18 protein-coding genes and 1 pseudogene are annotated in these 26,832 nt (G+C 70.9%); 9 read left to right on the top strand and 10 right to left on the bottom strand.

The window, feature by feature from the left end; all coding sequences use genetic code 11:
* Positions 1–4: 4 nt before the first annotated feature.
* Genes ABFC67_RS06605 through ABFC67_RS06620 form a run of 4 tightly spaced genes read left to right on the top strand, consistent with a single transcriptional unit; the run spans position 5 to position 3,239 of the window.
* Complete coding sequence (locus tag ABFC67_RS06605; RefSeq protein WP_346737201.1) at positions 5–1,042, top strand: quinone-dependent dihydroorotate dehydrogenase; 1,038 nt, start codon at positions 5–7, stop codon at positions 1,040–1,042.
* The gene (murB, locus tag ABFC67_RS06610; RefSeq protein ID WP_346737202.1) at positions 1,032–2,075 is read left to right on the top strand and encodes a UDP-N-acetylmuramate dehydrogenase; all 1,044 of its coding nucleotides are present in this window, start codon (positions 1,032–1,034) and stop codon (positions 2,073–2,075) included. Before ABFC67_RS06605 ends, murB begins: the two co-directional genes overlap by 11 nt.
* Before the next feature lie 43 nt (positions 2,076–2,118).
* Positions 2,119–2,502 carry a hypothetical protein gene (locus tag ABFC67_RS06615; RefSeq protein WP_346737203.1) on the top strand — a complete coding sequence of 128 codons (384 nt, stop codon included), beginning with the start codon at positions 2,119–2,121 and terminating at the stop codon, positions 2,500–2,502.
* On the top strand, positions 2,412–3,239 hold the full coding sequence (locus tag ABFC67_RS06620; RefSeq protein WP_346737204.1) for an alkane 1-monooxygenase: 828 nt from the start codon (positions 2,412–2,414) through the stop codon (positions 3,237–3,239). The genes ABFC67_RS06615 and ABFC67_RS06620 overlap by 91 nt, the downstream gene beginning before the upstream one ends.
* On the opposite strand, the gene ABFC67_RS06625 is transcribed toward ABFC67_RS06620, so the two are convergent.
* Positions 3,193–4,422 carry an MFS transporter gene (locus tag ABFC67_RS06625; RefSeq protein ID WP_346737205.1) on the bottom strand — a complete coding sequence of 410 codons (1,230 nt, stop codon included), beginning with the start codon at positions 4,420–4,422 and terminating at the stop codon, positions 3,193–3,195. The genes ABFC67_RS06620 and ABFC67_RS06625 overlap by 47 nt on opposite strands.
* Positions 4,423–4,525: 103 nt before the next feature.
* Positions 4,526–6,793: pseudogene (locus ABFC67_RS06630) on the bottom strand (thiamine pyrophosphate-dependent enzyme).
* Positions 6,794–6,947: 154 nt separating this feature from the next.
* Here ABFC67_RS06630 and ABFC67_RS06635 point away from each other — a divergent pair.
* From ABFC67_RS06635 to ABFC67_RS06645, 3 genes are all read left to right on the top strand, one after another.
* Positions 6,948–8,432: a UbiD family decarboxylase gene (locus ABFC67_RS06635; RefSeq protein ID WP_346737206.1), complete on the top strand. Its 1,485-nt coding sequence runs from the start codon at positions 6,948–6,950 to the stop codon at positions 8,430–8,432.
* 61 nt (positions 8,433–8,493) lie between these two features.
* Positions 8,494–9,489 carry a peptidase U32 family protein gene (locus tag ABFC67_RS06640; protein ID WP_346737207.1) on the top strand — a complete coding sequence of 332 codons (996 nt, stop codon included), beginning with the start codon at positions 8,494–8,496 and terminating at the stop codon, positions 9,487–9,489.
* Positions 9,490–9,496: 7 nt separating this feature from the next.
* Complete coding sequence (locus ABFC67_RS06645) at positions 9,497–10,369, top strand: U32 family peptidase (RefSeq protein ID WP_346737208.1); 873 nt, start codon at positions 9,497–9,499, stop codon at positions 10,367–10,369.
* A gap of 127 nt (positions 10,370–10,496) precedes the next feature.
* Here the strand turns inward: ABFC67_RS06645 and ABFC67_RS06650 are convergent, their stop codons facing one another.
* The 7 genes from ABFC67_RS06650 to ABFC67_RS06680 form a co-directional block, all read right to left on the bottom strand.
* Positions 10,497–11,351, bottom strand: coding sequence for a chorismate mutase (locus tag ABFC67_RS06650; protein ID WP_346737209.1), 855 nt, complete (start codon positions 11,349–11,351; stop codon positions 10,497–10,499).
* 72 nt (positions 11,352–11,423) lie between these two features.
* Positions 11,424–12,026 (bottom strand): glutathione S-transferase family protein, encoded by a 603-nt coding sequence (locus ABFC67_RS06655; protein WP_346737210.1) that lies wholly within the window; start codon positions 12,024–12,026, stop codon positions 11,424–11,426.
* A 22-nt stretch (positions 12,027–12,048) separates the two neighbouring features.
* Positions 12,049–12,516, bottom strand: coding sequence for a hypothetical protein (locus ABFC67_RS06660; protein WP_346737211.1), 468 nt, complete (start codon positions 12,514–12,516; stop codon positions 12,049–12,051).
* 23 nt (positions 12,517–12,539) lie between these two features.
* Positions 12,540–13,709 carry an acyl-CoA dehydrogenase family protein gene (locus tag ABFC67_RS06665; protein WP_346737212.1) on the bottom strand — a complete coding sequence of 390 codons (1,170 nt, stop codon included), beginning with the start codon at positions 13,707–13,709 and terminating at the stop codon, positions 12,540–12,542.
* 79 nt (positions 13,710–13,788) lie between these two features.
* Complete coding sequence (locus tag ABFC67_RS06670) at positions 13,789–14,715, bottom strand: 5'-nucleotidase (protein WP_346737213.1); 927 nt, start codon at positions 14,713–14,715, stop codon at positions 13,789–13,791.
* 84 nt (positions 14,716–14,799) lie between these two features.
* The gene (locus tag ABFC67_RS06675) at positions 14,800–15,564 is read right to left on the bottom strand and encodes an NAD kinase (protein WP_346737214.1); all 765 of its coding nucleotides are present in this window, start codon (positions 15,562–15,564) and stop codon (positions 14,800–14,802) included.
* Positions 15,565–15,788: 224 nt separating this feature from the next.
* Positions 15,789–20,732, bottom strand: coding sequence for an NAD-glutamate dehydrogenase domain-containing protein (locus tag ABFC67_RS06680; RefSeq protein WP_346737215.1), 4,944 nt, complete (start codon positions 20,730–20,732; stop codon positions 15,789–15,791).
* Between the two features lie 348 nt (positions 20,733–21,080).
* Here ABFC67_RS06680 and ABFC67_RS06685 point away from each other — a divergent pair, with 348 nt between their 5' ends.
* Positions 21,081–22,235 carry an efflux RND transporter periplasmic adaptor subunit gene (locus ABFC67_RS06685; RefSeq protein ID WP_346737216.1) on the top strand — a complete coding sequence of 385 codons (1,155 nt, stop codon included), beginning with the start codon at positions 21,081–21,083 and terminating at the stop codon, positions 22,233–22,235.
* Between the two features lie 10 nt (positions 22,236–22,245).
* Complete coding sequence (locus tag ABFC67_RS06690) at positions 22,246–25,368, top strand: efflux RND transporter permease subunit (RefSeq protein WP_346737217.1); 3,123 nt, start codon at positions 22,246–22,248, stop codon at positions 25,366–25,368.
* Between the two features lie 292 nt (positions 25,369–25,660).
* Here ABFC67_RS06690 and ABFC67_RS06695 read toward each other — a convergent pair whose 3' ends face one another.
* Positions 25,661–26,824: an acyl-CoA dehydrogenase family protein gene (locus ABFC67_RS06695; protein WP_346737218.1), complete on the bottom strand. Its 1,164-nt coding sequence runs from the start codon at positions 26,822–26,824 to the stop codon at positions 25,661–25,663.
* Positions 26,825–26,832: the final 8 nt, after the last annotated feature.

Here is a 26,832-nt window from a genome sequence, read left to right on the forward strand (position 1 = left end):
CTCCTTGTACGCACTCGCCCGCCCACTGCTGTTCTGCCTCGACGCCGAGCGCGCGCACGATCTCGGCCTGATCGGCATCGAATCCGCCTACCGCACCGGCCTGAACGCGCTGCTGGCGACGCGCCCGGCGCCGCTGCCGACGCGCGCATTCGGGCTGGAATTCGCCAACCCGGTCGGCCTCGCCGCCGGCCTGGACAAGAACGGCGCGCATGTCGACGCGCTGGCCGCGCTGGGCTTCGGCTTCGTCGAGGTCGGCACGGTCACGCCGCGGCCGCAGCCCGGCAACCCGAAGCCGCGCATGTTCCGCCTGCCGGAACACCAGGCGGTGATCAACCGCATGGGCTTCAACAACGACGGCGTCGACGCGCTGGTGCGCAACGTCGAGCGCGCCCGCTACGACGGCGTGCTCGGCATCAACATCGGCAAGAACAAGGACACGCCGAACGCGCGCGCCGCCGACGACTACCTCGCCTGCCTCGAACGCGTGTACGCCCGCGCCAGCTACGTTACCGTCAACATCTCCTCGCCGAACACGCAGGGGCTGCGCGACCTGCAGGGCGAGGAGGCGCTGAAACGCCTGATCGGCACGCTGCGCGACGCGCAGGAGCGGCTGACCGTGCAGCACGGCCGCTACCGGCCGATGCTGCTGAAGATCGCGCCGGACCTCACCGAAGCCGAGCAGGACGGCATCGCCGAGGCGCTGCTGCAGGTCGGCGTCGACGGGCTGATCTGCACCAACACCACCATCGACCGCGACGCCATCGCCGGCCATCCGCTGGCGCAGGAAGGCGGCGGCCTGTCCGGACGCCCGGTGTTCGCCAGGTCCACCGCCGTGCTGCGCGGCATGGCCGAGCGCCTCGGCGACCGCATCCCGCTGGTCGGCGTCGGCGGCATCCTCGGCGGCGACGATGCCGCGGCCAAGATCCGCGCCGGCGCCGCGCTGGTGCAGTGCTACACCGGCCTGGTGTTCCGCGGCCCGGAACTGATCGGCGAATGCGTGGAGGCGATCCGCACCCTGCGGACGCACGCCGATGCGGCCTGAGCGCGTCGACATGGGCGGCTACGCGCTGACCGAGGACGCGCCGCTGGCCAGCCGCAACACGCTGCGCGTCGCCGCGCGCGCGGCGCTGCTGGCCGAAGTGCACGACGCCACCGTCCTGCCCGGCCTGTTCGCGCAGCCGGCACTGCGCGACGGCCGCGTGCTGGTGCTGGGCGAAGGCTCCAACGTGCTGTTCACCCGCGACTATCCCGGCACCGTCGTGCAACTCGTCACCCACGGCGTCGAGGTGCTGGAAGAACGCGACGGCGTCGCGCGCGTGCGCGTCGCCGCCGGCGAGCGCTGGGACGACTTCGTGCGCTGGTCGCTGGGCCAAGGTTTCGCCGGGCTGGAGAACCTGATCCTGATTCCCGGCACGGTCGGCGCCGCGCCGATCCAGAACATCGGCGCCTATGGCGTCGAGGCCGGCGAATTCGTGCACGCGGTGGAGGCGTTCGATCGCCGCACCGGCGCTACCGTGCGCCTCGACCGCGCCGCCTGCGCGTTCGCCTACCGCGACTCCGTGTTCAAGCGCGAGCCGCAGCGCTGGGTGGTGGTCGCCGTCGAGTTCGACCTGCCGCATGCGCACGCGCTGAAGCTGGATTACGCCGGCGTGCGCGAGGAACTGGCGGCGATGGGCGTGGACAAGCCCGCGCCCTACCACGTCGCCGAGGCGGTGGTGCACCTGCGCACGCGCAAGCTGCCCGACCCGGCGGTCATCGCCAACGCCGGCAGCTTCTTCAAGAACCCGCGCGTGCCCGCGGTCCAGGCCGAAGCGCTGAAGCGCGAGCACCCCGCCTTGCCGCTATGGCCGACCGCCGACGGCGCCGCCAAACTGTCCGCCGCGTGGATGATCGAAGCCTGCGGTTTCAAGGGTTTGCGTGAGGGTGATGCGGGCATTTCCAACCGGCACGCCCTGGTGCTGGTCAACCACGGCCGCGCCAGCGGCGCCGAACTGTGGGCGCTGGCCGAGCGCGTGCGCGAAGGCGTGCGCGCGCGCTTCGGCGTGACCCTCGAACCGGAGCCGGTGATCGTCTGACCCGCGTGGCGCGGCGGGCGGCGACGGGCTTACATTGGCCGCCATGCAAGCGCGCGACCTCGGTTACCTCGCCGTGTTCGTCCTCGTCCTGCTGCCGCCGGCAGCCGCGGGTCTGGCGGACGCCGGGCTCGCGCCCGGCCTCGCCGCCTGGCTGCCGATGGTGGTCGTGTTCGGGCTGGTGCCGCTGGCCGACGCGCTGATCGGGCAGGACCGGCACAACCCGTCGCCGGCCGAGGCCCACGCTCGCGAGGAGGCGCGCGTTTTCCGCTGGCTGACCTGGCTGTGCGTGCCGGCCTGGCTGGCGCTGCAGGCGTGGTGCGCGGCGCGTTACGCGGCATGGCCGCCGGGCCGGCGGGACGGCTCGGCTGGCTGCTGTCGTGCGGCGTGCTCGGCGGCATCCTCGCGATCAACGTGGCGCACGAGCTGATCCACAAGCCCGGACGCCTCGAACCGTTCCTCGGCGGCGTGCTGCTCGCCAGCGTCGGCTACGTGGGCTTCAAGATCGAACACGTGCGCGGCCACCACGTGCATGTGGCGACGCCGGCGGATGCTTCCTCGGCACCGCTGGGACGCTCGTTGTATGCCTTCCTGCCGCGCGCCCTGCTGCGCAATGCCGTCGCCGCCTGGCGGCTGGAGGCCGCGCGGCTGCGTGCGCGCGGCCAGGCCGTCGTCTCGCCGCACAACGAGCTGCTGCGCTGGAACGCGCTGTGGCTGGCCATGCTCGCCGCCTACGCCCTCGGGTTTGGCGTCGCCGGCGCGCTGTTCTTCCTGGCCAGCGGGCTGGTCGCCGCCGCCAGTCTGGAGGTGATCAATTACGTCGAGCACTACGGGCTGCGCCGTCGCGAGACCGCGCCCGGCCGTTACGAGCGCGTCGACCATCGCCATTCCTGGAACTCCAGCGCGCGCCTGACCAACTGGCTGCTGTTCCATCTGCAACGCCACTCGGACCACCATGCGCATGCACGGCGCCGCTATCAGGTGCTGCGCCACCACGACGAAAGTCCGCAACTGCCCGCCGGCTACGCGGCGATGTTCCTGCTCGCGCTGCTGCCGCCGCTGTGGCGCCGCGTGATGGACCGCCGCGTGCGCGCCTACTACGACGGCCCCGCGTCGCCGCTCACGCCGCGCGGCGCGGGCGCTCCAGGCTCGGCAGGAACACCGTGAGGATGCCGAGCAACGGCAGGAACGCGCACAGGCGGTAGACGAACTCGATGCCGTGGTGGTCGGCGAGCTGGCCCAGCACCGCGGCGCCGATGCCGCCCATGCCGAAGGCGAGTCCGAAGAACAGGCCGGAGATCGCGCCGACGCGGCCGGGGATCAGCTCCTGCGCGTAGACCAGGATCGCCGAGAACGCCGACGCCAGGATCACGCCGATGATCACCGTCAGCACGCCGGTCATCGCCAGGCCGGCGTGCGGCAGCATCAGCGTGAACGGCGCGACGCCGAGGATCGAGCCCCAGATCACGTACTTGCGGCCGATGCGGTCGCCGACCGGGCCGCCGATCAGCGTGCCCGCCGCCACCGCGGCCAGGAACACGAACAGGTGCAACTGCGCGTCCTGCACCGACAGGCCGAACTTGTGGATCAGGTAGAAGGTGAAGTAGCTGCTGATGCTGGCAAGGTAGAAGTACTTCGAGAACACCAGCGCGAACAGCACCGCCAGCGACTGCGCGACCACGCGCCGCGGCAGCGTCGGATGCGCATGCTCGGCGACGCGCGGACGCTTGGCGCGTTCGGCCATGTGGTCGCGGTACCAGCCGCCGACCTGCAGCAGCACCACGATCGCCAGCAGCGCGGCCAGGGCGAACCAGGCGACGCTGCCGCGGCCGCGCGGCACCACGATCCACGCCGCCAGCAGCGGACCCAGCGAAGAGCCTAGGTTGCCGCCGACCTGGAACACCGACTGCGCCAGGCCGTGGCGGCCGCCGGAGGCGAGCCGCGCCACGCGCGAGGATTCCGGATGGAACACCGACGAGCCGCTGCCGATCAGCGCCGCGGCGACCAGCAGCATCGGGAACGTGCCCACCGTCGCCAGCAGCAGCAGGCCGGTCAGCGTGAAGCCCATGCCGACCGGCAGCGAATACGGCATCGGCCGGCGGTCGGTGTACAGCCCGACCACCGGCTGCAGCAGCGAGGCGGTAAGCTGGAAGGTCAGCGTGATCAGGCCGACCTGCGCGAAGCTGAGCGCGAAGCCGTCCTTCAGCAGCGGATAGATCGCCAGGATCAACGACTGGATCATGTCGTTGAGCAGGTGCGAGAAGCTGATCGCTCCCAGGATCGGGAAGACGGTACCGCTGCGCCGCGGAGCGGCGACGGCAGACGCGAGTTCGTCGGCGCGAATTTGCATGACGCGATTCCCGGGACAGCCGCGGCGTCGGAACCTTCCGGTCGGGCGGCGGCGGGACGCCGCCGCTAGCAGAATACGCCCCTCCCGGCCGCGGCGGCCGGGCTCAGGCCAGCGCCTCGGCGGCGGCGACGATATCGGCCTCGCCCGGCAGCACCAGGAACGCGGCGCCGGCCAGCGGCGTGTAGGTGTCGGCGCCGACCACGCGCTTCAGCGGCGTCTTGCCGAGGCCGGCCTCGACGATCGCGGTGATGACGCCCTAGCCCACCCCGGCGCTGCGGCGGCCCTCCTCGACCACCAGGATGCGCTTGGCGGTCTTCGCCTGCTCGGCGATGAAGGCGTCGTTCAGCGGCACCAACCAGCGCAGGTCGACCACGCGCACCTTCCAGCCGAGCTTGCGCTCGATCTCGCGCGCGGCGCGCAGGCTCATCGGCACGCCGTTGCCGAAGGTGAACACGACGAGATCCTTCGCCTTGGCCTCGTACACGCGGCCCTCGCCCAGCGGCATCGCCTGCTCCGGCGACGGATAGGCGAACTGCCAGGCGCCGTCGCCGGGCTCGTACAGGTCCTTGGCCATGTACAGCGCGATCGGCTCGAGGAACGCGCACACGCGGCCGTCGACCTTGGCCAGCGCCATCAGCGTGCGCAGCATCGTCGCCGCGTCGTCGCCGCGCGAGGGGCAACCGACCACCAGGCCCGGGATGTCGCGCAGCGCGGCGATCGAGTTGTCGTTGTGGAAGTGCCCGCCGAAGCCGCGCTGGTAGCCGAGGCTGGCGATGCGCATCACCATCGGGTTGCGATACTGGTTGTTCGAGAAGAACTGCAGCGAGCAGGCCTCGCCGCGGATCTGGTCGCAGGCGTTGTGGAAGTACGCGAGGTACTGGATCTCGGGCATCGGCAGCATGCCCATGTTGGCGTAGCCCTGCGCCAGGCCGAGGATGATCGTCTCGTCCAGCAGCGTGTTGAACACGCGCGTGCCCTTGAACGCCTTGTGCAGGCCCTTGGTCACCGTGTACACGCCGCCCTTCTGCGCCACGTCCTCGCCGAACAGCAGCGCCTCGGGATACTTGCAGAACAGGTCGTGCAGGGCCTGGTTGATCTGGATGGCGAGATGCCGCGGCGGCTGCTTCTCCGGCAGCTTGCCCTCGCCGCCGAACACGGCCAGGCGCTTCTCCGCATAGTCGGCGCGCGCGGCCTCGGCGGCCACCGCGTCCGGCGTGTACGGCGCCAGCGGCGCGATCACCTCGTCGAGGCGCTCCAGCCTGGGCCGGCGGTCGGCTTCCTCGGCGGCGGCGAAGCAGCGCTTGCGGATCGCCTCGTAGTGCTCCAGCAGCGATTCGCGGGTGAACAGGCCGGACTCCAGCGCGATCGCCGCCGAACGCAGCAGCGGGTCGGTCGCCTCGACCGCCACCAGTTCCTCGATCGAGCGCCACTCGATCTCGAAGTCGGTGCCGGCGTGGCCCATCACGCGCGTGGTGCGCAGGTGCAGGAAGGTCGGCCGGCGCGTCGTGCGGCAGTGCTCGACCGCGCGCGCCACGTCGGCGTAGCCGGCGGCGAGGTCGAGGCCGTCGGCGTAGAAGTAGTCGAGGTCGCGGCGGCCCTGGAAATTGGCCGACACCCAGTCGGCCGGCGTCTTCACCGAGATGCCGATGCCGTTGTCCTCGCACACGAACAGCACCGGCGCCGGCACCTTCTGGTAGGCGGTCCAGGCGGCGGCGTTGAAGCTGGTCTGCGCGGTGGCGTGGTTGCTGGAGGCGTCGCCGAACGAGCAGATCGCGATGCTGTCGGCGGGGACCGGCAGCGCGTGGCCGATGCGCCGCGCCTGCTCGATCGCCACCGCGGTACCGAACGCCTTGGGCAGGTGCGAGGCGATGGTCGAGGTCTGCGGCAGCACCCACAGCGGCTTCGAGCCCCACACCTTGTGGCGGCCGCCCGAGGCCGGGTCTTCCTTGCTGGCCGCGAACGACAGCGCGGAATCCATCACCGGGTCCATGCCCGGCAGCTTGCGGAAGCGCTCGGCCATGAAGCCGCCGGAGCGGTAGTGCAGGAACGCCGGATCGGTGTGGCGGGTCAGGCGCGCCACCATCGCGTTGCCCTCGTGGCCGCTGGAGCCGATCGTGTAGAACACCTTGTTCTGCACGCGCAGCACGCGCGCCATCAGGTCGAGGTGGCGGCTGATCAGTTGCGACTCGAGCAGTTCGAGGAAGTCGCGCGCCGTGCAGGCACTGCCGGGCAGCACCGGCGCGTCGGCGGCGGGCGCGCGGCGCGCTTCGCCGCGCCAGTCGCGCACGAACTCGGCGAAATTCTGGTCGACGATCTCGGCGCGGTTGAAGCCCTTGTGGCGGGCGGGGATCGGATGGGAAGTGGCGGCCATGGCGCTCGGCGGTACGGTCTGCGGCAGGGGGGGGGGGGGGCAAAGTCCCCAAGGATACCACCCGCCCCACCGCGCATCCCGGCGCGCGCTTGATCTCGGACAGGGCAGCGGCGCCGTGCGCCCACTACGTTGGGCCGCCCACGGGAGCGACGCCTTGAGCTACCACGACCTGCGCGATTTCCTGCAAGCCCTCGAAAGCCGCGGCCAGTTGAAGCGCGTGGCCGTGCCGGTCGATACCCGCCACGAGCTGACCGCGTTCTGCCAGCGCGTGCAGATGCGCGGCGGCCCGGCCCTGTTGTTCGAGCGCGCCGGCGGCAGCCGGCTGCCCTTCCTCGGCAACCTGTTCGGCAGCGTGGAGCGCATCGAGATGGCGGTCGGCGGGCGCCCGCTGGCCTCGCTGCGCGAGCTGGGCGAGCTGCTGGCGGCGCTGAAGGAGCCGCGCTGGCCGGGCAGCCTGCGCGAGGCGCTGGGGGCGCTGCCGGCGTACGCGCAGCTCGCGCACGTCGCGCCGCGCCAGGTCGGCTCGGCCGCGTTCCAGGAGCACGTGCGCGAAGGCGCCGACGTGGATCTTGCCGAGCTGCCGATCCAGACCTGCTGGCCGGAGGACGCCGGCCCGCTGATCACGCTGGGCCTGGTGATCACCCGCAGCGAGCGCCTCGACCGCCAGAACATCGGCATCTACCGCATGCAGGTACTCGGCCCGAACCGCGTGATCATGCGCTGGCTGGCGCACCGCGGCGGCGCGCAGGACTACGCCGAATGGCGCGACCGCCGTCCCAACGACCCGTTTCCGCTCTCGGTCGCGATCGGCGCCGACCCCGCCACCACGCTGGCCGCGGTGGCGCCGGTGCCGGATACGCTGTCGGAACACGAATTCGCCGGCCTGCTGCGCGGTGCGCGCGGCCACGTCGTGCGCTCGGCGCTGACCGGGCTCGACCTGCCCGCCTCCGCCGAGATCGTGCTGGAAGGCCACATCCATCCCGGCGACACCGCGCTGGAAGGGCCGTTCGGCGACCACACCGGCTACTACAACGCGCAGGACCACTTCCCGGTCTTCACCATCGACCGTGTGAGCCGCCGCGGCGATGCGATCTACCAGGGCAGCTGGATGGGCCGCTCGCCGCATGACGAGCCGTCGATGCTGGCGATGGCGCTGAACGAGCTGTTCGTGCCGATCCTGCGCCGCATCTTTCCCGAGATCGTCGATTTTCATCTGCCGCCGGCGGCGTGCTCCTACCGCGTCGCCGTGGTCAGCATCCGCAAGCGCTACCCCGGCCACGCGCGGCGCGTGATGTTCGCGGTGTGGTCGTACCTGCGCCAGTTCACCTACACCAAGTTCGTGATCGTCACCGACGACGACGTCGACGTGCGCAACTGGGACGAGGTGCTGTGGGCGGTGTCGACGCGCGTCGATCCGGCGCGCGACTGCCTGCTGGTCGAGCGCACGCCGGTCGACTATCTCGACTTCGCCAGCCCGCAGGCGAATCTCGGCGGCAAGCTCGGCATCGACGCAACGAACAAGTGGCCGGGCGAAACCGAGCGCGCGTGGGGCCGGCCGATCCGCACGGACGCGGCGGTGGAACGCCGCGTCGACACGCTGATGCGCGAGGTGTTCGGACCCGTTGACGCACGTCAATGAGGCCGCGGATGCGCGTCACTACGCTGCCCGGGCACCGCCCGGTGCGCGCAGGGAGTCCACGATGCAGCTGATCTGCCCCGCCGGCAGCCTGCCTTCGCTGCAGGCCGCCATCGACCACGGCGCCGACGCGGTCTACGTCGGCTTTCGCGACGAAACGAACGCGCGCGCGTTCCCCGGACTCAACTTCGACGATCCCGACCTGCACGCCGGCGTCGCCTATGCGCACGCGCGCGGACGCAAGGTCTACGTCGCGCTGAACACCTATCCGACGCCGGACGGCCTGCCGCGCTGGGAGGAAGCGGTGGATCGCGCCGCCGACCTCGGCGCGGACGCGCTGATCGTCGCCGAGATGGCGGTGCTGGAATACGCGACCAAGCGCTATCCGCGCATGCCGCGCCATCTGTCCGTGCAGGGCTCGGCGACCACGCGCGCGGCGCTGCAGTTCTACTTCGAGGAATACGGCATCGCCCGCGCGGTGCTGCCGCGCGTGCTGGCGATCCAGCAGGTCGAGCGCCTTGCGGAAAAAACGCCGGTGCCGCTGGAAACCTTCGCCTTCGGCAGCCTGTGCATCATGGTCGAAGGGCGCTGCCATCTCTCCAGCTACACCACCGGCGTGTCGCCGAACCGCCACGGCGTGTGCTCGCCGGCCGGCAGCGTGCGCTGGGGCGAGGAGCCGGACGGGCGCACCGCGCGCCTCAACGACGTGCTGATCGACAAGTTCGCCGACAGCGAGCCGGCCGGCTATCCGGTGGTGTGCAAGGGCCGCTACTACGTCAACGGCCAGGTATTCCACGCGCTGGAGGAACCGACCAGCCTGAACACGCTCGACCTGCTGCCGCGCCTCGCTTCCAGCGGCATCGCCGCGCTGAAGGTCGAGGGGCGCCAGCGCAGCCCGGCCTACGTCGCCACCGTCACCGGCGTGTGGCGCAAGGCGATCGACCGGGTGATGAAGATGCGCGGGAGCTTCCGCGTCGAGAGCGCATGGCAGAACGACCTGTCGCGCGTCGCCGAAGGCACGCAGACCACGCTCGGCCCCTACCACCGTCCCTGGCAATGAGGTTCGCATGCGCCTGACCCTTGGCCCCATCCAGTATTTCTGGCCGCGCCTGCGCGTGCTCGAGTTCTACGCCGAGATGGCGGAACTGCCGCTGGACACGATCTACCTCGGCGAAACCGTGTGCAGCAAGCGCAGGGAATTGCGCGGCGCCGACTGGCTGGAGCTGGCGCGCGAGCTCGCCGCCGCCGGCAAGCAGGTGGTGCTGTCGACGCTGACGCTGATCGAGGCGGAATCGGAGCTCTCCAGCGCCAAGCGCATCGTCGAGAACGGCGAGTTCATGGTCGAGGCCAACGACATGTCGGCCGTGCAGTTGCTGCGCGAGCGCGGCCTGCCGTTCGTGGTCGGGCCAGGCGTGAACGTCTACAACCAGCGCGCGCTGGCGACGATGACGCGCTCGGGCATGCGTCGCTGGGTGCTGGGCGTCGAGCAGGGCCGCGAGCTGCTGCACGAGATGCGCGGCCATGCCGCGGCCGAGGACATCGCCATGCCCGAGGTCGAGGTGATCGGCTGGGGCCGGCTGCCGCTGTCGTACTCCGCGCGCTGCTTCACCGCGCGCGCCTACAACGTGCCGAAGGACGACTGCGGCTTCCGCTGCATCAACCACCCCGACGGCATGCCGCTGACCACGCGCGAGGGCGAGCCGTTCCTCAACATCAACGGCGTGCAGGTGCAGAGCGCCAAGGTCTGCGACCTTGCCCCCGAGCTGCCCGAGCTGATCGCCGCCGGCGTCGACCTGCTGCGCATGTACCCGCAGTCGGAAGGCACCGCGGACGCGGTGCGCCGCTTCCGCGCGGCGATCGACAGCGGCATCGCCCCCGCCGAGCGCGTCGGCGACTGCAACGGCTACTGGCACGGCGGCGCGGGGATGGCCACGCTATAGGGCGCCCCTCCCCGACCCTCCTCCGCTGCGCGGGGGAGGCAGCGATCCGACGCATCCCCCCTGCTTGCGGAGGGAAGGTCGGGAGCGTGGCGAGGCGCACCGCACCGAGCGCCGCGCCCCGAAGCGTTCAGGCCGCCTTGCCGGCGCGATGCGCGTCGCGCGCGGCGACGGCGAAGCGCGCGCCGCGGTTGAGCAGGATGCGCAGCGCCAGCGGCAGGCTCTCCCACGGCAACTGGTCGAGCAGGTTGCGCGCGGTCAAGCCGAGTTCGGTATCGCCGATCACGGCGAGGCGGCGCTGGAAGAACAGCGTATCCGGGTCTTCCAGCCGGCTGGCCAGCAGCATGAACTCGATGGCCCTGCCGCGCACCGCCGCTTCGGCCTCGGCGCCCGGCGCGCAGGCGTGCAGGCGCACGTCGTCGCCTTCGAGCACCCAGCGCAGGTCGAGATCGATCACTTCGATGGCGAGCCGACGCCCGCGCATGAAGGCGAGCTTGCCGGCGCGCTGCGGCGCGGCCAGCACGTGGTTCACCGCGGCTTCGAGCAGGCGCGCGTGCCAGGCATAGGGCACCGCGCGCAGCGGCACGGCCAGTCGCTCCGGCGGCGGCAGCAGGCGCAGCAGTCGCATGGCTTGGTCTCCGGCGTCGGGAAGGCGGACGATAGCGGCGCCGGACCCGGCGCCGCCCTGATCCAGGTCAGGCTGCCGCTGCAGCTCGACCGCGCAGTCGACCGCCGTGCGCAGCAGCCGTTCGCCGTGCTGCGCGGCGAGGCCGCGGCGCTGCGCGCGGCCGCGCGCGCGCTCGAGCACCGCGCGCTCGCGGGCGTCGTCGCGCGGCGCGAGGCCATAGGCGCGCTTGCTGGCGCCGATGTCGCGCACCACGCGCTGGCGCAACGCCAGCAGGTCGACCAGCGCGTCGTCGACGACGTCGAGCAGGCGGCGCCGCAGGCGCAGGGTCAGCGGGATCGGTTGGCTCGGGTTCGGCATGCGCCTGCAGCATCCGCGATCGCGTGACGCCCGGCCTTGTCGTACGTCAAGCGCGGCCGCCGCGGGTTGCGCTCAGGCGCTCATCGACACGAAGCCGGGCTGCGCGCGCACGCGCGCCAGCCAGGCGGCGATCGCGGGATACGGCGCAAGGTCGAAGTCGCCGTCGCCGGCGCAGTGGGTGTAGGCGAACAGCGCGATGTCGGCCACCCCGTAGACCGCGCCGCCGAACCACGGGTGCGACTGCAGGTGCCGCTCCATCACCGCCAGCGCCTGCGCGCCACGCTCGTGCAGTCGCGGCAGCTCGGCGCGACGCGGGTGGCCGTCGGGCAGCCAGCGGCAGATGAAGCGTGCCACGGCGAGATACGGCTCGTGGCTGTACTGCTCGAAGAACATCCACGCCAGCGCCTGCGCGCGCTGCCAGGGATCGGCCGGCAACAGCGGCGTGCCCTCGGCGAGGTAGCACAGGATCGCGTTCGATTCCGGCAGGTAGCGGCCGGGCGCGGCTTCCAGCAGCGGCACCTTGCCGTTGGGGTTCATGGCGAGGAAGGCCGGCGTGCGCGTCGCGCCGGCGGCGCTGTCGACCTCGACCCAGCGGTACGCGCGGCCGAGCTGCTCCAGCAGCAACTGCACCTTGTAGCAGTTGCCGGAGGCGCGCATGCCGTGGACGGTCAGCATCTTCGCCGCTCCGGCCGTGCGGTTACTTCTTGTCGCCCGGTTTGGCCACGGGCAACTTCATCGATGCCGGGTCGTAGACGCAGCCGGGATACGCCGTGGCGATCTCGGGGACATTCGGGCTGACGCAGTCGTATTGCACGGTCGGCTCGCCTGTGGTGCCTTTGACCACTTTGGGCAGGAAGCGCACGAAGGCGCTGTCCATGCCGACGGCTGCGGTGAACTTGATCGTGATCACGCCACCGTGACCGACGAACACGGCCTGGATTTCCTCGGTGGTGAGCGTGTACGGCGGCCCCATGTTGACGTCGCGGTTGCGCTCGGGCGGCTTGTAGGGATTGGCAAGGATGGCGTTGGCGACGGCCTGCTTGGTGGTCGCCACCAGCAGCGAATCGAGCGCCAGCCGCAGCGAATCCGGCTTCAGCGCGGCGGAGGCGGTGCCGGCCGCCAGCAGCGCGGCGGCGGCGAGGCATGCGAACAACGTACGGGTCATCTCGATCTCCTGCCGTTCCGGATTCAGAACGCGTTGATGCCGGTAAGTTCACGGCCGACGACCAACTGGTGCACCGTCTCGGTGCCCTCGTAGGTGATCACCGACTCGAGGTTCAGTGCGTGGCGGATCGCGCCGTGCTCGGTGGTGATGCCGGCGCCGCCGAGGATGTCGCGGCACTCGCGGGCGATGTCCAGCGCCATGCGCACGTTGTTCCACTTGGCCAGCGACACCTGGGTCGGCTGCATGGCGCCCTTGTCCTTCAGCCGGCCGAGCTGCAGCGAGATCAACTGCGCGGCGGTGATGCGGCGGGCCATGTCCGCGAGCTTCAACTGGATCGCCTGGTTGGCGGCCAGCGGGCGGCCGAACAGGATACGCTCGCGGGTATAGTCGAGCACTTCCTTCAGGCAGGCCTGGGCGGCGCCGATCGGGCCCCAGGTGATGCCGTAGCGCGCCTGGGTGAGGCAGCCGAGCGGGCCCTTCAGGCCCCTCACGTTCGGCAGGCGGTTGGCCTCCGGCACGCGCACGTTGTCGAAGAACAGCGCCGAGGTCACCGAGGCGCGCAGGCTCATCTTCTTGTGCACTTCCTGCGCGGTGAAGCCCTTGGTGTCGGTCGGCACGATGAAGCCCTGGATGCCGTCGTCCGTCTGCGCCCAGACGATGGCGATGTGCGCGAGGTTGCCGTTGGTGATCCACATCTTGGCGCCGTTGATCACCCAGTCGCCGCCGTCCTTCTTCGCGTTCGTCTTCATGTTGGCCGGATCGGAGCCGCCGTGCGGCTCGGTCAGGCCGAAGCAGCCGATCACCTCGCCCGCCGCCATCTTCGGCAGATAGCGCATCTTCTGCTCTTCCGTGCCGTAGGCGTAGATCGGGTACATGCACAGCGAGGACTGCACCGAGGCGAAACTGCGCAGGCCGGAGTCGCCGCGCTCCAGTTCCTGGCAGATCAGGCCGTAGCTGACGCCGCTCATGCCGGCGCAGCCGTACTTCTCGGGGATCGTCGCGCCGAGCAGACCGAGCGCGGCGATCTCGGGAATCAGCTCCTTCGGGAAGCGCGCCTGGTCGAAGCAGTCGCCGATGATCGGCAGCACCTTCTCGTCGACGAAACGCCCCACCGTGTCCTGCACCATGCGCTCCTCGTCGGTGAGCAGCGCACGCACGTCGTAGAGGTCGAGGGGGTTCAGGCTGGCGGCCATTGCGGATTCCCGGCGGAAGGTGGCAAAGCGGCCATTCTACCGGTGCGGGCGCCGCGGGTCACGACGCGGGGCTGCGGCCTCAGCCGGCGTTGCGCACGCCGTGCGGGACGTGCCCCGCGGCGACGTGCAGGCTGGCCGATTCGACGTTGGCACGCAGGTCGTCGAAGAAGATATCGGCGCCGAACGCCTTCAGGAAAGGGCCCTTGTCGCGCCCGCCGAGGAACAGCGCCTCGTCGATGCGCACGCCCCACAGGCGCAGGGTGCGGATCACCCGCTCGTGCGCCGGCGCCGAACGCGCCGTGACCAGCGCGGTGCGGATCGGCGCGTCCTCCGCCGGGAACGCCGCCTGCAGGCGATACAGCGCAGCGAGGAAGCCGCGGAACGGCCCGCCCGCCAGCGGCTCGCCGGCGCGCTCGGTTTCGATGCGGTGGAACGCCTCCAGGCCCTGCTCGTGCGAAACCCGCTCGGACTCGTCGCCGAACAGCACCGCGTCGCCGTCGAAGGCGATGCGCAACTGCTCGGAAGTACCGGCCGCCGGATGCGACGGCAGGATGGTCGCCGCCGCCACGCCGGCGGCGAGCGCGCGCGCGACGTCGTCGGCGTTGGCGGACAGGAACAGGTCGGCACCGAACGGCTGCACGTATTCCGAGGTCGGCGCGCCGCTGGTGAACGCCGCGCGCACGATGTCGAGGCCGTGGTGCTTGATCGAGTTGAAGATGCGCAGGCCGGTATCGCCGGAATTGCGCGACAGCAGGATCACCTCGACGCGCGGCGCCGCCGGCGAGCGGCTGTTCAGGGCCAGCAGCTTGCGCGTCAGCGGAAACGCCACGCCCGGGGCCAGCACGTCGTTCTCGTGCTCGATCTGGTAGCGCCGGTAGGCGTCCAGCCCTTCCCGCTCGAACAGCGCGTGGCTGTCGCCCAGGTCGAACAGCGCCCGCGAGGAAATCGCCACGACCAGGCGATCGTCCCGTACGGACTCGGGGGCATGGACGTTCGGCGTGGCCATACGGCAAGTCTAATGGGTGGGGGAAGGGAGTGGGGAGTGGAGCAAACACCGTTGCTCGGCTCGCCCTACTCCCTACTCCCCGCCTCAAAGCACAAACTGCTCATCCAGGATGCGCTGCTCCAGCCTGTGGTCCGGATCGAACAGCAGGGTGACGGGATGCTCGCGCGCTTCGGCGATCTCGACTTCGGCGACGTCGCGCACTTCGAGGAAGTCGGCGGTGGCGCTGACCGGGCGCGCGTGCGGGTCGCACACGCGGATGCGCACCGCGGTCGCGGCGGGCAGGATCGCGCCGCGCCAGCGGCGCGGGCGGAACGGGCTGATCGGCGTCAGCGCCAGCACGTTGGCGTCCAGCGGCAGGATTGGGCCGTGCGCGGACAGGTTGTAGGCGGTGGAGCCGGCCGGCGTCGACACCAGGATGCCGTCGCAGACCAGTTCCGCGAGCTTGACCGCGCCGTTCAGCGCCACCTCGAGGTGCGCGGCCTGGTTGGTCTGGCGCAGCAGCGACACCTCGTTGAAGGCCAGCGCGGCGTGCGTCGTGCCGGCCGTATCGGTCGCGTGCATCGCCAGCGGGTGCAGCGTGGCGGGCTGCGCCGCGGCCAGGCGTTCGCGCAGGTCCTCGGCGCGATACTGGTTCATCAGGAAGCCGACGCGGCCGAGCTTCATGCCGTATACCGGCACGCCACGCGCGAACGGCTGGTGCAGCGTGCGCAGCATGAAGCCGTCGCCGCCCAGCGCCACGACCACGTCGGCCCGCTCGATCGGTGCATCGCCGTAGCGGCGGACCAGTTCGGCGCACGCACCCTGCGCCTCCACGGTCGGATTGGCGACGAAGGCGATGCGTTGCGACATGCGGCTCCCCTGCGGCAGGCGTTGCCACGCATGGTAGCTCACCATCGGCGCCGCACGACGCCGCAGGAGCCTGCGTGCAGGCGACCCCAGGCCCACCCCATCCGGAACGGGCGAGGAAGACGGGGCCGCGCGCCGGAACGAGGCGTCGATGCCGACGCTGGCGCACGGGGCGGAATCCCCGCGCCACGGCGCTGCCGCCGCGGCGCGGAACTCCGGCCGACCGCTTACGCCGCGCCCGCGTGCGCGAGCTGGGCCAGGCGGCGCAGCGCGACCGAGGCGATCGGGTAGTCGACGCTCTGGCTGCGGATCTCGGCGAGCATGCCCAGCGTGAACTTCAGCGCCGCGTCGTCACGGCCCAACCACGCCGCCACCGCGCCGTCGGTCTTGCCCTTGCCGGCGCCGGCCAGCACCTGCACCGCCAGCGTGCGGTGCTGCGCGTTCAGCTCGTCGCGCAGCGAGCCGCGAGCCTGCGCGTGCCAGCGGCTTTCGACCGGCAGCGTCTCGATCTGGTCGCGCAGCCAGTCCAGCTCCAGCGCCTCGCCCAGCTCGAAGAACACCGCCGCGACCTTCGCCACCGGCTTGCCGCTGTCGCGCGCCACCTCGACCACGTCGAGCGCGGCGCCCAGCACCGGGATCACCGCCAGCTCGTGCGCCAGCGCCTCGGGCAGGCCGCGCTCGGTCCACGTGGCGGCGTCGGCCGCGAATGCCGCCTGGCCGGCCGCGGTCAGCGCGGCGGGCAGCGCACGGCGCAGCTCGGCGACGCCCGGCGCGTAGCGTTCGACGTTGCCGGCGATGTCCAGGCTGCCGCCCGGGCGATTCAGCAGCCAGCGCGTCAGGTGGCGCAGGAGGTGCCAGACCTTCAGCATCGCGTCGACCTGCGCGGCATCGGCCACCTTGCCGTCGAGCGCCTCGACCGCGCCCCACAGCGTGCGCGCGTCGAGGATCTCGCGCGCCGCGGTGTAGGCCTTGGCGATCGCCGCCGGCCCCTGCCCGGTGTCCTCCTGCATGCGCAGCATGAAGGTGGCGCCCATGCGGTTGATCGTCGAGTTGGTCACCGCAGTGGCGATGATCTCGCGCTTCAGCCGGTGGCGCTGCATGTGCGCGGCGTACGGCGCGTGCAGTGGCTTCGGGAAGTAGCGCACCAGTTCCTTGGACAGGTACGGATCCTCCGGCACGTCGGAGTCGAGCAACTGCTGGAACAGCTTGATCTTGTCGTAGGACAGCAGGATCGCCAGCTCCGGCCGGGTCAGGCCGAGGCCGCGCGCCTTGCGCTCGGCCAGCTCGGCATCCGCGGGCAGCGACTCGACCTGGCGGTCGAGCAGGCCCTCGGCTTCCAGCGTGCGGATGAAGTGCGCCATCGAGCCCAGGCGCGCCACCGACATGCGCTCCATCAGGCTGATCGCCTGGTTCTGCCGGTAGTTGTCCCACAGCACCAGGCGCTCGACTTCGTCGGTCATCGCCGCGAGCTGCTTGTTGCGCGCATCCAGAGCCAGCTCGCCGCGCTGCACGGCGTCGTTCAGCAGGATCTTGATGTTCACCTCGTGGTCGGAGGTGTCGACGCCGGCGGAGTTGTCGATGAAGTCGGTGTTCAGCAGCACGCCGCCCTGCGCGGCCTCGATGCGGCCCTTCTGGGTGAAGCCGAGGTTGCCGCCCTCGCCCACGATCTTGCAGCGCAGCTCGCCGCCGTTGATGCGGATCGCGTTGTTGCCGCGGTCGCCGGCGTCGGCGTTGCTCTCGCTGGACGCCTTGACGTAGGTGCCGATGCCGCCGTTCCACAGCAGGTCGACCGGCGCCTTCAGCACGGCCGACATCAGCTCGGCCGGCGACATCTGCGCGACGCCCTCGGCGAGGCCGAGCACGGCGCGCACCTCGGGCGAAACCGGGATCGACTTCAGCGTGCGCGCGTACACGCCGCCGCCCTTCGAGATCAGCGCCTTGTCGTAATCGTCCCACGACGAGCGCGGCAGCTTGAACAGGCGCTCGCGCTCGGCGAACGATTTCGCCGCGTCCGGATCCGGATCGAGGAAGATGTGACGGTGGTCGAACGCGGCCAGCAGGCGCGTGCGGCGCGACAGCAGCATGCCGTTGCCGAACACGTCGCCGGACATGTCGCCGATGCCGACGCAGGTGAAGTCCTCGTTCTGGCAATCGCGGCCGAGCGCGCGGAAGTGGCGCTTGACCGACTCCCAGCCGCCCTTGGCGGTGATGCCCATGCCCTTGTGGTCGTAGCCGTTGGAGCCGCCGGACGCGAACGCGTCGCCCAGCCAGTAGCCGTACTCGGCGGAGATCGCGTTGGCGATGTCGGAGAACTTTGCCGTGCCCTTGTCGGCGGCGACCACCAGGTACGGATCGTCGCCGTCGTGGCGCACCACCGCTTCCGGATGCGCGACCTTGCCGTCGACCAGGTTGTCGGTGATGTCGAGCAGGCCGCTGACGAAGATGCGGTAGCAGGCGATGCCCTCGGCCAGCACCGCGTCGCGGTCGCCGCCGATCGGCGGGCGCTTGACGAAGAAGCCGCCCTTCGAGCCGACCGGCACGATCACGGTGTTCTTCACCATCTGCGCCTTGACCAGGCCCAGCACCTCCGTGCGGAAATCCTCGCGGCGGTCGGACCAGCGCAGGCCGCCGCGCGCGACCGGGCCGAAGCGCAGGTGCACGCCCTCGACGCGCGGGCTGTACACGAAGATCTCGCGGTACGGCCGCGGCTTCGGCAGGTCCGGCACCTGCGCGCAGTCGAACTTGACGCTGATGCAGTCCTTCGGCTTGCCGTCGCGGGTCTGGTAGTAGTTGGTGCGCAGGCTGGCGCGGATCACGCCGACGAAGCTGCGCAGGATGCGGTCCTCGTCCAGGCTGGCGACGTTGTCGAGCAGCGTCTTGATCGCCTCGACCAGCGCCTCGACCTGCGCCGCGCGCGGTTCGCCGCGAACGGCGACCAGGCGGGCGACGAAGTCCGGGTGCGCCTTGGCGGTCGCCTCCGGCAGCAGCGCGGTCAGCTCGTGCTCGAAGCGGCGGCGCGCCTCGCCCAGCGCGGCCGCGCCCTCGCGCTGCGGATCGAATTTCGCCTCGAACAGTTCGACCAGCAGCCCGGCGATCAGCGGGTAGCGGTTGAGCGTCTCTTCCACGTAGCTCTGCGAGAACGGCACGCCGACCTGCAGCAGGTACTTGCAGAAGCCGCGCAGCAGCGCGACCTGGCGCCACGACAGGCGCGCGCCGAGGATCAGGCGGTTGAACGCGTCGTTCTCCGCCTCGCCGCGCCAGACGCGCTCGAAGGCGTCCTCGAACGTCGCGCGCACCTCGGCGACGTCGAACGTCATCGCCTGCGCCGGCTGCACCGCGATGTCCTGGATGAACAGCCGCGTGCCCTGCACGTCGAGCTCGTGCAGGTCCTCGGTCAGCACGCGCATGCCGAGGTTCTCGAGCAGCGGCAGCACTTCCGACAGCGCGATGTCGGCGCCCGAGCGGAACACCTTGAAATGCAGCTCCTCGGGGCGGTTCGGCGAGCGGTACAGCGACTGGCGGATCGCGTCGGGGCCTTCCAGCGAAGCGGCCAGCTCGACGTCGCCGGCGGCGATCGCCGGGGTGACCTCCTCGATGTAGCCGGGCGGCAGCGCGCGGCCGTAGCGGGCGGCCAGATCGAGGCCGCGCTGCTCGCCGAGGCGCTGCACCAGCGTCTCGCGCAGCTCGTCGTGCCAGTCGCGCACGATCTGCGCCAGCCGCGACTCGATCTCGTCGGCGTCGAACTCGACGTGGTCGCCCGGGCGCGGCCGGATTACCAGGTGCAGGCGCGCCAGCGGCGATTCGCCCAGCAGCATCGAGGAATCCAGGCGCTCGCCGTGCAGCACCTGCTTCAGCGTCGCCTCGATGCGCTCGCGCACGCCGGTGCTGAAGCGCTCGCGCGGCACGAACACCAGGCACGAGACGAAGCGGCCGTACTTGTCGCGGCGCGCGAACAGGCGGGTGCGTGCGCGCTCGCGCAGGTCGAGGATGCCGGTGGCGATCGCGTACAGTTCGTCCTCGCCGGCCTGGAACAGCTCGTCGCGCGGCAGCGTCTCGAGGATGTGGCGCAGCGCCTTGCCGGAGTGCGAGTCGCGCTTCAGCCCGGAGCGGTTCATCACCGCCTCGAACTTCTGCCGCACCAGCGGCACGTCCTGCGGGCGGCGCATGTAGGCGCTGGAGGTGAACAGGCCGAGGAAGCGCTGCTCGGCGACCGGCCGGCCCTTGGCGTCGAAACGCAGCACGCTGATGTAGTCCATATAGCCAGGACGGTGCACGGTCGCGCGCGCGCTGGTCTTGGTCAGGATGATCGCGTCCATCGAGCCCGACTGCGGCAGCGTGGTCGCCACCAGGGTGCGCAGCGAGCGCGGCGCCAGCGAGCGCTCGCGCCCGCGCAGGATGCCGAGGCCGGAGCCTTCGACCGCCTTCAGCACCTCGTCGCCGCCGACCGCGGCGATCTCGTACTCGCGGTAGCCGAGGAAGGTGAAGTGGTCGTCGGCCACCCAGCGCAGGAACTCCTGCGCCTCGGCGACGCCCTGCGCGTCTAGCGGGTTGTGGCGCTGCGGCAGCTCGGCGGCGATCGCCAGCATGCGCTCGCGCATGGCCGGCCAGCCGCCGACCGCGGCGCGCACGTCGTCGAGCGCGGCGCGCACGGCGTCGGCCAGGCGCGCCAGTTCGGCGGCGTCGGCGACGCGGTCGATCTCGAAGTGCATGATCGACTCGGCGGCGCCGCCCGGCGCGCGTTCGCCCAGCGCCTGCAGCGCGCCGGCGCCGTCGCGCGCGACCGGCAGCACCGGATGCAGCACGGCGTGGATCTGCAACCCGGCGGCGCTCAGCGCCATGCCGGCCGAATCCACCAGGAACGGCATGTCGTCGGTGATCACCTGCACGACGGTGCGCGGGCATTCCCAGCCGTTCCTGCCGGACTCGGGATTGAACACCCTGACGCTCGCGCTGCCCGCGGCGCGCACGCGCACGAACTCCAGCAGGTCCGCCGCCAGCATGGCCCACGCGGGCGCATCATGCAGGGCCGTATCGCCTGCGGCGATGCGCGCGAACAGGGCCGAAGCCAGCGTCCGCGCCTGCTCGAGGCGAGTACCCGTAACCGTGGGACCGAATTCGCGTACAACCGTGGCGGCGAAGGCTGCGCCGTCTGCAGAACGCTGGGCATTCATGATGGGCGGTATGTGTGGGCCGAATGATTTGGGGGGGATGGATTCGAGTCGAGTCGCGGGAAATCCGCGGAAGCATAGCTCCGGCGAGCGGAACGAATCCACAACGCCGGCCGCCGTCGCGCGGGGCGTGACGATCCGGCAAAGCCCCGCGTCTAGGCCATTGGTAGGATTGGAGCCGCAACGCCGTGGATATTAAACTTGTCGGTATACCGCAAGTCCGGACGAGCCGGGGGTGCGCAACGCCGTTCCGGCTTGCCGCACCGCGCTTGCCGCACCTGCCGTGGCTCGCGCCAGCCGCGCGGGCGCGCGCGCGCGCCGGACCGCCAACGCCACAGACAGGGAGTTCCCATGCCGTCGTTTCCCCTGCGCGCCCTGATCGTGGGGACCGCCGCCGCGCTGCTGCTCGCCGCCTGCGGCAATTCGAAGCAGGCCGCGCCACCGCCGACCGAGGTGGGCGTGGTGCGCGCGCACGCCGAGGACGTGCCGCTGGTGCGCGACTTCGTCGGCCGCCTGACGGCCTACCGCACCGCCGACGTGCGCGCGCGCGTCGCCGGCATCCTGCTCAAGCGCGAGTACACCGAAGGCACCGACGTCGCCCAGGGCCAGGTGCTGTTCCGCATCGACCCGGCGCCGCTGCAGGCCGCGCTGCACGCGCAGGAAGCCGCGCTGGCCGAAGCCCGCGCGAATGCGCAGAACGCGGAGGAAACGGTCAAGCGCCTCGGCCCGCTCGCGGCCAAGGGTTGGGCTTCGCAGCAGGACCTCGACAACGCGCAAGCGAACGCGCGCAGCACCGCCGCCGCGGTCAAGCAGGCCGAGGCCAACGTCGCCAGCGCGCAGCTCAACCTCGGCTACGCCACCGTCACCGCACCGATCACCGGCCGCGCCGGGCAGCAGATGGTCACCGAGGGCGCGCTGGTCGGCCAGGACGGCCCGACCGAACTGACCGTGGTCCAGCAGATCGACCCGATCTACGTCAACTTCGGCCAATCGTTCGCGGAACTGCAGGCGCTGCGCAAACAGCAGGCGCAGGGCCTGCTGAAGCCGGCCGGCAAAAGCCAGGTCGAGGTGCAGGTGGTGCTGCCGGACGGCAGCGTGTATCCGCACGCGGGCACCCTCGGCTTCACCGACCTCGCGGTGGATCCGGGCACCGGCGCGCTGTCGCTGCGCGGCACCCTGCCCAACCCCGAGCGCACCCTGCTGCCGGGCATGTTCGTCAAGGTGCGCCTGGCCCAGGGCCGCCACGCGCACGCGTTCCCGATACCGCAGGCGGCGGTGCAGCGCGACGCCGACGGCGCCTACGTGCTGGTGGTCGGCGGCGACGGCAAGGTCGCGCGCAGGCCGGTCGACCTCGGCGACATGCGTGGCGGCAACTGGGTGGTCACGCGCGGCCTCGCCGAGGGCGAGCAGGTGATCGTCTCCGGCCTGCAGCACGTGCACCCGGGCGACGCCGCGCGCGCCGTGCCCTACGCGCCGCTGCCGGCCGCGGCGGCCGGCACGCACTGAGGCCGCGCACATGGCCCGCTTCTTCATCGACCGACCGGTGTTCGCTTGGGTGATCGCGCTGCTGATCACCCTCGCCGGCACGATCGCCATCTTCAACATGCCGGTCGAGGCGTATCCCTCGATCGCGCCGCCAAGCATCAACGTTTCCGCCGGCTATCCGGGCGCCAGCGCGCAGGTCATCGAGCAGTCGGTCACCTCGGTGATCGAGCAGCAGTTGACCGGCCTGGACGGCCTGCTCTACTTCAGCTCGACCTCCAGCCAGAGCGGCCAGGCGCAGATCACGGTGACGTTCCAGAACGGCACCGACCTCGACATCGCCGCGGTGCAGGTGCAGAACCAGGTCGACCGCGCGATGCCGCGCCTGCCGCAGGAAGTGCAGCAGCAGGGCGTGCGCGTGCAGAAGGCCAGCGCGGGCTTCCTCGAAGTGGTCGCTTTGCGCGCGTCCGGAGGGCAGTACGACAGCTACGCGCTGAACAACCTGGTCGCCTCGCAGGTACTCGACCAGATCCAGCGCGTGCCCGGCGTCGGCAGCGCCAACCAGTTCGGCTCCGAGTTCGCGATGCGGATCTGGCTGAACCCGGAGAAGCTGCAGGGCTACGACCTGACCGCGACCGACGCGCTCGACGCGGTGCGCGCGCAGAACGTGCAGGTCGCCGCCGGCGCGATCGGCGCGCAGCCGGGCAGCGGCGGCCAGGCGCTCACCGCCGCGGTGACCGCCGAGAGCCGCTTCACCGATCCGCAGCAGTTCCGCGACATCATCCTGCGCGCCAACGCCGACGGCAGCGTGGTGCGTCTCGGCGACGTCGCCCGCGTCGAGCTGGGCGCCTACGCCTACACCCACGACTCGCGCGTGGACGGCCAGCCGATCGCCGCGTTCGGCATCCAGCTGCTGCCGGGCGCCAACGCGCTGCAGGTGGCCGACGCAGTCAGCAACCGCATGAACGAGCTGGCGCGCAACTTCCCGCCCGGCGTCAACTGGTTCATCCCCTACGACAGCTCGACCTTCGTGCGCACGTCGATCGAGGAAGTGGCGAAGACGCTGCTCGAGGCGATCGTGCTGGTGGTGCTGGTGATGTGGCTGTTCCTGCAGAACGTCCGCGCCACCCTGATCCCCACCCTTGTGGTGCCGGTGGCGCTGACCGGCGCGTTCGCCGGCATGTGGCTCGCCGGCTTCTCGATCAACGTGCTCAGCCTGTTCGGCCTGGTGCTGGCGATCGGCCTGGTCGTCGACGACGCGATCGTGGTGGTGGAGAACGTCGAGCGCATCATGCGCGAGGAAGGCCTGCCGCCGAAGGAAGCGACGCGCAAGGCGATGGACCAGATCATCGGCGCGATCGTCGCCATCACCATCGTGCTGGCCGCGGTGTTCGTCCCTTCCTCGCTGCTGAGCGGCAGCGTCGGCGCGATCTACCGCCAGTTCGCGCTGACCATCGCGATCTCGATGGGCCTGTCGGCGCTGATGGCGCTGACCTTCACCCCGGCGCTGTGCGCCAGCCTGCTGAAGCCGGTGCACCACGAACCGAAGGGGCTGGCGTGGTTCAACCGCCTGTTCGCGCGCATCAGCGGCGGCTACCTCGACCGCGTCGGCAAGGCGTTGCACCACGCGCCGCGCTGGGTGTTCGGCTATCTGCTGGTCATCGCCGCCGCCGTGCTGCTGTTCTGGCGGCTGCCCAGCAGCTTCCTGCCCGACGAGGACCAGGGCTACGTGCTCGCGCTGGTGCAGCTCCCGCCCGGCGCCACCATGGACCGCACCGTGGCGGTCGAGGCCGAGATGACGCGCATCCTGAAGCGCAACCCGGCGGTCGACCGCGTGCTGACGGTGGCCGGCTTCAGCTTCATCGGCCAGGGCGACAACGTCGGCCTCGGCTTCATCCGCCTGAAGGACTGGGGCGAGCGCGACGTCAACGCGCTCCAATTCATCGACTGGGCCAACGCCGAGCTGGCGAAGGTGCCGGAAGCGCGCATCTTCTTTTCCAACCTGCCGACGATCCGCGGCCTCGGCCAGTTCGGCGGTTTCGACTTCCGCCTCGAGGACCGCGCCGGCCAGGGCCACGCCAAATTGATCGCGGCGCGCGACCTGCTGCTGGCGAAGGCCGCCAGGGACCCCGACCTGCAGAACGTCCGCCAGAACGGCCTGGAGGACGCGCCGCAGTTGCAGTTGCACCTCGACCGCGTGCAGGCGCAGTCGATGGGGGTGTCGATCGGCGACGTCTACAACGCGCTGCAGTTGATGCTGGCGCCGGTCTACGCCAACGACTTCTTCTACCAGGGCCGTGTGCTGCGCGTGGTGATCCAGGCCGATGCGCCGTTCCGCATGCGCCCGGAGGACCTGCAGCACTACTACACGAAGAACGCGCGCGGCGGGATGGTGCCGCTGTCGTCGGTGATCGACGCCAAGTGGACGGTGGGCTCGCCCAGCCTGGATCGCTACAACGGCTACGGCGCGGTTTCGATCACCGGCAGCCCGCCGCCGGGCAGGAGTTCCGGCGACGCCATGCGGGCGATGGCGCGGATCGTCGCCAACGACCTGCCGCAGGGCTTCGGCTTCGAGTGGTCGGGCCAGTCCTACCAGGAGATCCTGTCCGGCGCGCAGGCGCCGATCGTGTTCTCGCTGTCGCTGATCGTGGTGTTCCTGTGCCTGGCCGCGCTGTACGAGAGCTGGTCGATCCCGTTCGCGGTGATGCTGGTGGTGGCGCTCGGCGTGTTCGGCGCGCTGGTGCTGACCACGCTGCGCGGATTGCCCAACGACATCTACTTCAAGGTCGGCCTGATCGCGATCATCGGCCTGTCGGCGAAGAACGCCATCCTGATCATCGAATTCGCGGTCGCCGCGCAGCGCCGCGGCATGGGCGCGATCGCCGCCACGCTGCAGGCCTGCCGACTGCGCTTCCGCCCGATCCTGATGACCTCGATCGCCTTTATCCTCGGCGTGCTGCCGCTGGCGGTGTCCACCGGCGCCGGCGCCAACAGCCGCCACGCCATCGGCACCGGCGTGATGGGCGGCATGCTCGGCGCGACCCTGCTCGGCGTGCTGCTGGTGCCGGTGTTCTACGTGGTGGTGCGGCGCATGCTCGGCGACCGCTCCGACGGCACCGAGGACACCGGCGAGGACGTGATCCGGCCGTTCGACTGAGCGGCGCGGCGGTTCCGAACGACCGACGCACGGAGGTAGATGCGGTACGTCCCGTGAATCCCCGCGAGGCGAGCCGTGCGTCGCTCGCCTCCCTCTCCCCAGCGGGGAGAGGATCGGGGTGAGGGGGAGCCGTCCGCAGGACGGCCGCCCTTCGTTGCCAGCAAAGCGCGCGCTGCGCGCTTCCCCCTCACCCTGCCCTCTCCCCGCCGAGGAGAGGGGAAAGCCGTCTTCATCGCGCGCGATTCGGCGCAGCCCGTTTTCCGCCCTCGCAAGCGCGACGGGAACTGGTCGACTAGCGCAGCCCCGTCTCGTTGCGCGCAATCACCATGCGCTGGATCTCGCTGGTGCCTTCGTAGATCTCGGTGATCTTGGCGTCGCGGAAGTAGCGTTCCAGCGGCATTTCCTTCGAGTAGCCCATGCCGCCATGGATCTGCAGCGCCTGGTGGGCGACGAACATCGCCGTCTCCGAGGCGAACAGCTTGGCCACCGAAGCCTCGGTGCCGAAGCGGCCGCCGTTCTTCTCGGTTTCGCCCTTGGCGAACGCGGCGCGCAGGGTGAGCAGCGTGGCGGCATCGAGCCGGCACTTCATGTCGGCGATCTTGGCCTGGGTCATCTGGAAGCTGCCGATCGCCTGGCCGAACGCCTTGCGCTCGCGCGACCACGCCAACGCGGCTTCATACGCCGCGCGGGCGATGCCGACCGCCTGCGAGGCGATGCCGATGCGGCCGGCGTCGAGCACGCCCATCGCGATCTTGAAGCCTTCGCCCTCGGCGCCGAGCAGGTTCCCGGCCGGGCACTTGTAGTCGGTGAACTCGATCTCGCAGGTGGCCGAGGCGCGAATGCCGAGCTTGGGCTCGGTCTTGCCGCGGTGGAAGCCTTCCTGCTCGGTGTCGATGATGAAGGCGCTGACGCCCTTGGCGCCGACGCCCGGCTTGGTGATCGCGAACAGCACCGCGTAGCGCGCCACCGGGCCGGAGGTGATCCAGCTCTTCTTGCCGTTGATCACGTAGTGGCTGCCGTCGGCACTCTTGACCGCGCGCGTGTGCATCGAGGAAGCGTCGGAGCCGGACTGCGGCTCGGTCAGCGCGTAGGCGCCGATCGCCTCGCCGGAGGCGATCGCACGCACGTACTTCTGCTTCTGCGCCTCGCTGCCGTGCTTGAGGATGCCGTTGCAGAACAGCGAATTGTTGACCGACATGATGGTCGAATGCGCGGCGTCGGCCGCGGCGATCTCGACCATCGCCAGCACGTAGGCGATCGAGTCCATGCCGGCGCCGCCGTACTCGGTCGGCACCTCGATGCCCATCAGGCCGAGCTGGCCCATCTCGCGGATGTTGTCCAGCGGGAACTCGCCCGACTTGTCGAACTCGGCGGCCACCGGCGCGATGCGCTTCTGCGCGAAATCGCGGGCGACGGACTGGATCGAGAGCTGGTCTTCAGTGAAACGGAAATCCATGCGTGACT

This window comes from Mizugakiibacter sp. (assembly GCF_039680435.1).
In the GTDB taxonomy this organism is placed as follows: Bacteria; Pseudomonadota; Gammaproteobacteria; order Xanthomonadales; family Rhodanobacteraceae; genus Mizugakiibacter.